General features: G+C 64.0%; 3 protein-coding genes and 5 pseudogenes. 6 read left to right on the plus strand and 2 right to left on the minus strand.

The window, feature by feature from the left end; all coding sequences use genetic code 11:
* The 6 genes and pseudogenes from E0T84_RS31260 to E0T84_RS31285 all read left to right on the plus strand — a co-directional run.
* Positions 1-132: integrase core domain-containing protein (locus tag E0T84_RS31260; protein WP_138746402.1), on the plus strand; the 132-nt coding region annotated here is incomplete at its 5' end.
* 595 nt (positions 133-727) lie between these two features.
* Positions 728-1,252: pseudogene (locus tag E0T84_RS31265) on the plus strand (IS1634 family transposase); the annotation flags it as partial.
* Between the two features lie 130 nt (positions 1,253-1,382).
* Positions 1,383-2,207, plus strand: a pseudogene (locus E0T84_RS31270) (IS256 family transposase); the annotation flags it as partial.
* Between the two features lie 127 nt (positions 2,208-2,334).
* On the plus strand, positions 2,335-3,651 hold the full coding sequence (locus E0T84_RS31275) for an IS256 family transposase (protein WP_064917742.1): 1,317 nt from the start codon (positions 2,335-2,337) through the stop codon (positions 3,649-3,651).
* A 15-nt stretch (positions 3,652-3,666) separates the two neighbouring features.
* Positions 3,667-4,122, plus strand: a pseudogene (locus E0T84_RS31280) (transposase); the annotation flags it as partial.
* Between the two features lie 46 nt (positions 4,123-4,168).
* A pseudogene (locus E0T84_RS31285) lies at positions 4,169-4,423 on the plus strand (IS1634 family transposase); the annotation flags it as partial.
* 62 nt (positions 4,424-4,485) lie between these two features.
* Here the strand turns inward: E0T84_RS31285 and istB are convergent.
* Together istB and E0T84_RS31295 are read right to left on the minus strand one after the other, a co-directional pair.
* On the minus strand, positions 4,486-5,337 hold the full coding sequence (gene istB, locus E0T84_RS31290; RefSeq protein ID WP_064899591.1) for an IS21-like element helper ATPase IstB: 852 nt from the start codon (positions 5,335-5,337) through the stop codon (positions 4,486-4,488).
* Positions 5,334-6,314: pseudogene (locus E0T84_RS31295) on the minus strand (IS21 family transposase); the annotation flags it as partial. The gene istB and the pseudogene E0T84_RS31295, both read right to left, overlap by 4 nt.
* Between the last annotated feature and the right edge of the window lie 123 nt (positions 6,315-6,437).

Below are 6,437 nucleotides of genomic sequence, written 5' to 3' on the forward strand. Positions count from 1 at the left end.
GAGGCCGAACGCGCCGGAACCTACCAGCACTGGCTGCATCACTACAATCACCACCGACCCCACACCGGCATCGGCGGAATGACACCAATCGAGCGCCTACGCGTTCACAACCTACCCGTGAAGAACACCTAGGCCGCCACGTTTGTTGGGCGATGCCCGGCGGCGGCGCTAACAACACAATAGCGCCAATCACACTAAGCGCTCGGGCTAGGAGCATCGAGGACATCAGATCAAATCCCAAGAAATGGAAAAGTCAAGTAATTGCCACAGCCGATTCCGTATACGATGGCATCGCGATAGAAAGTCCTGCGTCAAGGCAAGCGTTCGAATCTCATCAGGCAACGCGGCGAAACGAGATGAATAATACCCCTCCTGAAGCGTTTGTCACCGCCGCAGAGCAATACTACAAACTGCTAGTTGCAGCCCACACGCATCAATGCCCGGAATTGAATGCGGAATAGAACAGAGACAGTAACCGCTCAGCCGGAGGGCATGGCTCGCCGCGGTTGGAGTCCAGGATGAGATAGTCAGAGAATGACCAACGGAGGTGGCGAGGCCTGGAGCGCCCAGCCTCCCGAGACAATCGCCAATGCCGAGCGTGTCCCCTTGCAGCGCAACCACCTGAGTTAGGACATCGATCGGGGATCTGAGGGGTCTTATCGCTGTGACCTGGGGTTTCGTGTGGTGATTTGGGGCACTAGGGGCACTAACGGGGTAGGTTCGGGCGGTGGCGTACGTGCGGAAGGTGCGCACTTCCTCCGGTGCGGTGGCGGTGCAGGTGGCCCGCAAGAACCAGGGCAAACACGAGATCCTGGCTCATCTGGGGTCCGCCCATACCGACGTTGAGCTGGGGGTTCTGCTGGAGCAGGCCCGCCGGATCGCCGATGGTGATCAACAGGGTCTGGATCTGGAGGTAGCCCGCAAGGTCGCCCGTGTCGGCGAGGTCGCCGACTGGCGGCCCGCCGATGAGACCGTGGCGCCGGCGTCGGCCGGCCCGGGTCACATCACGGGCACCTCCTCGCGGTTACTGCGTGAGGTCCTCGGGCACGTGTATGACTGGCTCGGATTCGATGTGGTCGATGACGCGGTGTTCCGGGATCTGGTGAGCGCCCGGATCGTGGAGCCGACCAGCAAGCTCGACTCGATCCGGGTGCTCGAAGACTTGGGCGCTACGACGGTGTCGTATCGGACCATCCAGCGCCATCTGGACGTGATCGGCCCGGGTGGGTATCGGGATGCGATCGCCGCGAAAAGTGCAGTTGAGTCCCGCATAGTGGTGTAGCGCGGTTGCTGGGTTCGTCATCGTGTTGGTGATGGACGTGAAGCGGCCACCGCGTGATCCTTCGAGTCAACCTTCCACAGAATCCTCGAGGAGCATCACGATGACCGCACCCCACATTGTCGACCCTGCCGGCCTTCTTGGCGAGGCCCTGTCAGAAGCGTCACCGGATCTGATGCGCTCGCTGTTGCAGACCGTGATCAACGCCCTGCTGTCGGCGGATGCTGATGCCGTGGTGGGCGCTGAATGGGGCCAGCCCACACCGGGACGCCGTGCCCAGCGCAACGGGTACCGCCACCGCGGACTGGACACCCGGGTCGGGACCATCGATGTCGCGGTTCCCAAGCTGCGCAAGGGAACCTACTTTCCCGACTGGCTGCTGGAGCGACGCAAGCGGGCCGAATCCGCCTTGATCACCGTGGTCGCCGACTGCTACCTGGCCGGGGTGAGCACGCGGCGGATGGACAAACTGGTCAAGACGCTGGGCATCGATTCGCTGAGCAAATCGCAGGTCAGCCGCATGGCCACCGACCTCGACGACCACGTCGAACAGTTCCGCCACCGACCACTCGATTCTGCCGGCCCGTTCACCTTCGTCGCCGCTGATGCGTTGACGATGAAGGTCCGCGAAGGCGGCCGGGTCGTCAACGCGGTGGTGCTTTTGGCCACCGGCGTCAACGGTGACGGACACCGCGAAGTCCTGGGCATGCGCGTGGTCACCAGCGAGACCGGCCCCGCCTGGAACGAGTTCTTCGCCGACCTGGTCGCCCGCGGACTGGCCGGCGCACGACTGGTCACCAGCGACGCCCACGCCGGCCTACGCGAGGCCATCGCGGCCAACCTGCCCGGCGCAGCCTGGCAGCGGTGTCGCACCCACTACGCGGCCAACCTGATGAGCATCTGCCCCAAGAGCATGTGGCGAGCAATGATCAGAACCTGTGGATGAGCCTCGGGATGGGGGCGTGAAAGTGGGCGCACCTTCCCGAGGATGATCTGAAAGTCAGTAGGTCCGATCATGAGCCGGCGTTGGCGCGCTGGTTCGGGAAGGTACGCCCATGCTCACCGTAGTTCACGACGCCGAGGACGCCAACGGCCACGAGGCCTCTGGGCGCTCGTTGTTGGACGAGATCGTCCGCGACGGTGCCCGGCAAATGCTGGCCGCGGCGTTGCAGGCCGAGGTCGCCGCGTATGTGGCCCAGTACGCCGATCAGCTCGACGACAACGGGCACCGGCTGGTGGTGCGCAACGGCTACCACCAGCCACGTGAGGTGTTGACCGCAGCCGGTGCGGTGCAGGTGAAAGCTCCACGAGTCAACGACAAACGCGTCGACCCCGACACTGGTGAGCGGAAACGGTTTTCCTCGGCGATCCTGCCGGCGTGGGCGCGCAAGTCACCGCAGATGAGCGAGGTGCTGCCGCTTTTGTATCTGCACGGGCTGTCGACCAGTGATTTCGGGCCGGCCCTGGAGCAGTTTCTGGGCTCGGGTGCCGGGTTGTCGGCCACCACGATCACCCGGCTGACCAGTCAGTGGCAAGATGAGGCCCGCGCGTTCGCCGCCCGGGACCTGTCGGGCACCGATTACGTCTACCTGTGGGTGGACGGCATCCACCTCAAGGTCCGCCTGGACCAGGAAAAGCTGTGCTTGCTGGTGAAGCTGGGTGTGCGCGCTGACGGCCGCAAAGAACTGGTGGCGATCACCGACGGCTACCGCGAATCGACCGAGTCGTGGGCTGATCTGCTGCGCGACTGCAAGCGACGCGGCATGACCGCCCCGGTGCTCGCGGTCGGCGATGGCGCACTCGGGTTCTGGAACGCGGTGCGTGAGGTGTTCCCGGCCACCAAAGAGCAGCGGTGCTGGTTTCATAAGCAGGCTAATGTTCTTGCCGCGCTGCCGAAATCAGCGCACCCGTCGGCGTTGGCGGCGATCAAGGAGATCTACAACGCCGAGGATATCGACAAGGCCCAGCTCGCGGTCAAAGCCTTCGAGGTCGACTTCGGGGCCAAGTATCCTAAAGCGGTCGCCAAGATCACCGACGATCTGGACACCCTGCTGGAGTTCTACCACTACCCGGCCGAACATTGGATTCACCTACGCACCACGAATCCGATCGAAAGCACCTTCGCCACAGTGCGTTTGCGCACCAAGGTCACCAAAGGCCCGGGATCACGCGCGGCCGGACTGGCTATGGCCTACAAGCTCATCGACGCCGCCGCGGCCCGCTGGCGCGCCGTCAACGCCCCACACCTGGTCGCTTTGGTCCGCGCCGGCGCGGTCTTCCACAAGGGAAAGCTGCTCGAACGCCCCACCGAGATCACCCCAACACAGCCGCCCACCGACGGCGCCGAACAACCCGGAACGGAGGTCGCCTGAACAACCCGATCCACAGGTATTGACAATTTCTCCATGTGGCCAGCGGTCAAAGCCATGCTGCACAGCGTCTATGACCAACCGGACGCACCCGCGGTGGCCGCGCAGTTCGACCGGCTCATCGACTACGTCACCGACAAACTGCCCGCCGTGGCCGACCACCTGGCCGCTGCACGCGAAGACATCCTTGCCTTCACCGCATTCCCCAAAGACATCTGGACCCAGATCTGGTCCAACAACCCCGCCGAACGACTCAACAAAGAGATCCGCCGCCGCACCGATGCGGTCGGCATCTTCCCCAACCGCGACGCCATCGTCCGCCTCGTCGGCGCCGTCTTGGCCGAACAGAACGATGAATGGGCCGAAGGCCGCCGCTACCTCGGCCTCGACATCCTGGCCCGCTGCCGCCTAACCACCATCACCAACGACAACCCCGAAATAGGAGCCGACGACATGCCCGCACTCACCGCTTAACACACCGGATCACGCAGCACTACACCACTTCCCGGGACTTGACCCGAAGTGCTTTGACTACTCCCGTGATTGCGGTGGGCTGTCCCTGTTGCTCTATGACGTTACGACCTTGTATATCGAGGCTGAATCGGAGGATGAGCTGCGCAAGGTGGGGTTCAGCAAAGAACGGCGGGTCGACCCTCAAATTGTGGTCGGACCGCTGGTGGATCGCAGTGGTTTCCCTTTGGAGATCGGTTGTTTCGAGGGAAGTACCGCCGAGACGACCACTCTGGTGCCGATTATCGCCGGCTTCGTCGAACGCTGACGAGGCTCAGGGAAACTCCCCAGTTGTGCTCGGCGAAAATCCCCACCTATGAGCGGTCCTCACTGTAGCGGTTGTCGGGTTCCGGTGGTCGTTCTACGCAGTTTTTCTGCTCGGGCGTTGTGGTCGCGTAGGCGGTAGGAATCACCGTCGAGGTTGAGCACGACGGAACGATGCAAGAGGCGATCGAGCATCGCTGCCGCGACGGTGTTATCGCCGAGCACCTCACCCCATGATCCGACGCCTCGATTGGTGGTCATCACGATTGACGTTTTCATATAGCGTTGGGAGACGACCTGAAACAACGCTGCTGCCGCCTCGCCGGGCAGCGGCAGATAGCCCAGTTCGTCAATCACCAGCAACGTAGGACCAGCGTAGAACCGCATCGTGGTCGCCCATCTACCTTCGATCGCGGCGCGATGACACCGGGCAGCGAGGTCGGCAGCAGTGGTGAAATAGGTGCGATACCCGGCATACGCTGCAGCCCTTGCCAATCCGACCGACAGATGGGTCTTGCCGACCCCCGGCGGGCCGATCAGCAACACGTTCGTTGCGGTCTCGAGGTAGCGACCGGTGGCCAGCTCATCGATGACCTTGCGATCAACGCCGACGGCGGCGTCGTAATCGAAATCCTCCAGCGAGGCAGGGGTGGGCAGGCAGGCAAAGCGCAGTCGACCCGCCAGACGTCGCGCTTCGGTGGCCTGCACTTCGATCGAGAGCAGCCGGTCCAGGGCGGCGGTCATCGACAGGTCCTCTGCCGATGCCTGATCCAGCACCGAGGGCAACGCCTCGGCCGCATCGTGCAGTTTCAGCACTGCCAGATGCCCACGCAGACGTTGGTATAGGCTCGCCGATTCCGCGGTATTCGGAGGGGGTAAACGGTCGCCAGATCCGGTTGTGGTGCGTGTGGTCATGACAGGGTGTTCCTTCCGTGGGCGGCGCGCTCGTAAACCGAAAGATCGTAGAGAGCCGCAGGTTCGGTATCGGACTGTGTTGTGCTGGGAGGTGATTGGGCCTCAGAGCTGATGGTGGTGGTGGGGTCTGCGCGGTCGATACGCAGTACCGCGGCCGCGGCAAGAGCCTCGGGTCCTGGTGGGATACGTTCCTTGCGGCGATGCGGCCGTCCGGTTTTCGCCCCCGCCATCGCGGCCTGCTCCAAGGCGTAGACGTGGCCGTGATCGCGCACCATCGCCCCGGTCCCATCGGCGGCCAGACGGTGCCGGGCGATGGTGATCCCCGAAGCGGTGACCACATCGATGACGCCGGCGCCGAGGACCTCGGTGATGTTCACCCGCGCCGAGGCGAGCTCTGGGGGCACCGAGTACCGGTTGCCGCGATAGGAGATCAACGCCTGCCGCGATACCACCCGCTCGCAGGACATGATCGCCGGATAGGCTCGCGCCGGCATCGGATGCAAGCCCTCGCTGCCGGCCACGGTCGCCACAGTGGCTTTCCCGTCGGCGGTGGGCCGCAACCGGGTGTCACCGCGCAGCCGGCAGAACTTGTCGAGACTTTCCTGCGCCTGCTCAACAGTCACATCGTCTGGCAGTGTCCGCCACCAGCGTTGGGCGGCAGTGTGATTGGACTTCTCCACCGCGCCTTTGCGGTTGCCTCGCCGCGGTGGGCAGATCGCGACCGACACCCCGTAATGCTTGGCCACCCCGGCGAAGCTGGCCGTCACCTTCCCCGACTCCGGGTGACAGACCGTGGCCATCCGATCAAAACGCCACACCCGGCTCACCCCGCCCAAGCCGCGGCAGACCCGGTCCAGGCCCTCGATGACCCTGGGCTGGGTCATCTCCGGGGCCAGCACGCCGCGCCACTTGCCCGAGCACGCCAGGGTGCCGACGAACAAGTGCGCCATCGACCCCCATCCCCACGCCGCCGGAGGAATTGTCAATACCTGTGGATCGGCGTGTTTCAGGCGACCTCCGTTCCGGCTTGCTGATCGCCGTCTGAGGGCGGTGTCGGTGGGGTGATTTCGGTGGGGCGTTCGAGCAGTTTGCCCTTGTGG

Origin of the sequence: Mycobacterium sp. DBP42 (genome assembly GCF_005924235.1) — a bacterium.
Classification (GTDB): Bacteria; Actinomycetota; Actinomycetes; order Mycobacteriales; family Mycobacteriaceae; genus Mycobacterium; species Mycobacterium syngnathidarum.

Coding starts and splice junctions, on each gene's coding strand:
- E0T84_RS31275 (WP_064917742.1), top strand. CDS start 2,335: ATGCTCACCGTAGTTCACGACGCCGAGGACGCCAACGGCCACGAGGCC.
- istB (WP_064899591.1), bottom strand. CDS start 5,337: ATGACCACACGCACCACAACCGGATCTGGCGACCGTTTACCCCCTCCG.